This is a genomic window from Shimia haliotis (assembly GCF_900114415.1).
Taxonomy (GTDB): Bacteria; Pseudomonadota; Alphaproteobacteria; order Rhodobacterales; family Rhodobacteraceae; genus Shimia; species Shimia haliotis.
Map to the genome: position 1 here is coordinate 1 of NZ_FOSZ01000019.1, position 1,337 is coordinate 1,337.

Annotated in this window: 2 protein-coding genes; one reads left to right on the top strand and one right to left on the bottom strand. The window is 48.3% G+C overall.

Annotation, left to right across the window (positions count from 1 at the left end):
- On the top strand, nt 1-202 hold a 202-nt coding region (locus tag BM069_RS19960; RefSeq protein ID WP_212611572.1), incomplete at its 5' end, for a hypothetical protein.
- A 133-nt stretch (nt 203-335) separates the two neighbouring features.
- Here BM069_RS19960 and BM069_RS19715 read toward each other — a convergent pair.
- Nucleotides 336-1,337, bottom strand: a 1,002-nt coding sequence (locus BM069_RS19715) for a hypothetical protein (protein WP_212611573.1), incomplete at its 5' end; no start/stop codon positions are given.

Sequence of the window (1,337 nt, forward strand, 5' to 3'; positions counted from 1 at the left end):
TACAGGGGGGTTAGAGGCCGAAGTTAAGTTCCTGAAACAACTTCTTGAGGATCGAGACGGTACGATTGCCGATCTCAAGGATCAACGAGACAAATGGCAAGAGCAGGCCAAGACACTGCTCATATCCAATCAGAACGCACCCACACAAGCCACAGAAACGCGCAGAAGTGGCTTGTTGGGCTTTTTGCGGGGCAATGGGTAGTCAGAACGGCAACCGACTTCTATGGAGCTTAAAATCGCTTCTGCGATGTCCTGAAAAGAGAACGCCTCCCGATGGTCGGACGCTCCGCCCCCTAAATTCGTTGCCACGCGGGGGCAGGCGTCTATTCAGGAAATTAGCAAGGGGGGCGCACGAGTGGAATAAATGCCTCGATCCCAGAGGGAGGTACTGGAACGTACTCCATCAACTCAAAATGCGGCCTTTTTCCGGGTCTGAACAAACCTGTACTCACTCCTATTTCACCGCTCTCACGCACAAAAGACCCTTGCTCGAATATGTAACTATCTACTGCCCAAGGAGATGTAGCTGGGGCGGAAATTTCTACATCCCGCGAAACCCAGTGAGAAACATAGCCGCTTTGTGACAATCTGATAGCGTCATATCCTAAGTAATACAGGGTACAACTTAAGCCAGAAGAGTTTTCTATGTGAGCTGGCGTATCGAGGCTAGATGTGTAGCGAGACTTGAGAATTTCTCGTCCACCGAAAAAGACAACAGCACCAACAACAGATATGACACCGACAATCTTTATCGCTCCTCGCACGAAAGCGCGTTTATTCGCTGCGGCCCTTTCAGCAGCGGCCACCTCCTCGACTGTGGGTCGCCTCAGTTTTTTTGCAACGCTAGTCGGAATTTTCTGATACGTACCAGACAGATCGCCTTCCAAGAACTGTCTAACAGCCTCAAAAACGCGATTGCGGTCGCTCTCTTCAGGAAATGATAAGAATAGCCGTGGTGTGTCGATTGATTTTAACTCAAGAGCAATCCCACTAGCCTTTTTAGCCTTAGACTTTTCTACTGAATTTCTAATAGCTGTCCCTATACCTTCACCAACACCTCGCGCTCCGCCGCCGCCCATATGAATGAACTCGTTAGGTGTTAGAGTTTCTTTCACGACGCTGCGGATTTCATCCCATGAAATTGACTTATGGAGCCATGCACCATCTGCTTTAAAAAAAGTGATTAGTCTGCGTTTATCGGTCGAAATTGATATGCCTGATACGTTACCGAACAGCGTAAATTGATCGGTTTCAAATTCGTCTAAGAACATATTTTCTATCTGCCTCGATCTCTCGTCATGTTCTGTTGCTCGTGCATAATGTCTCGAGCTGAACGG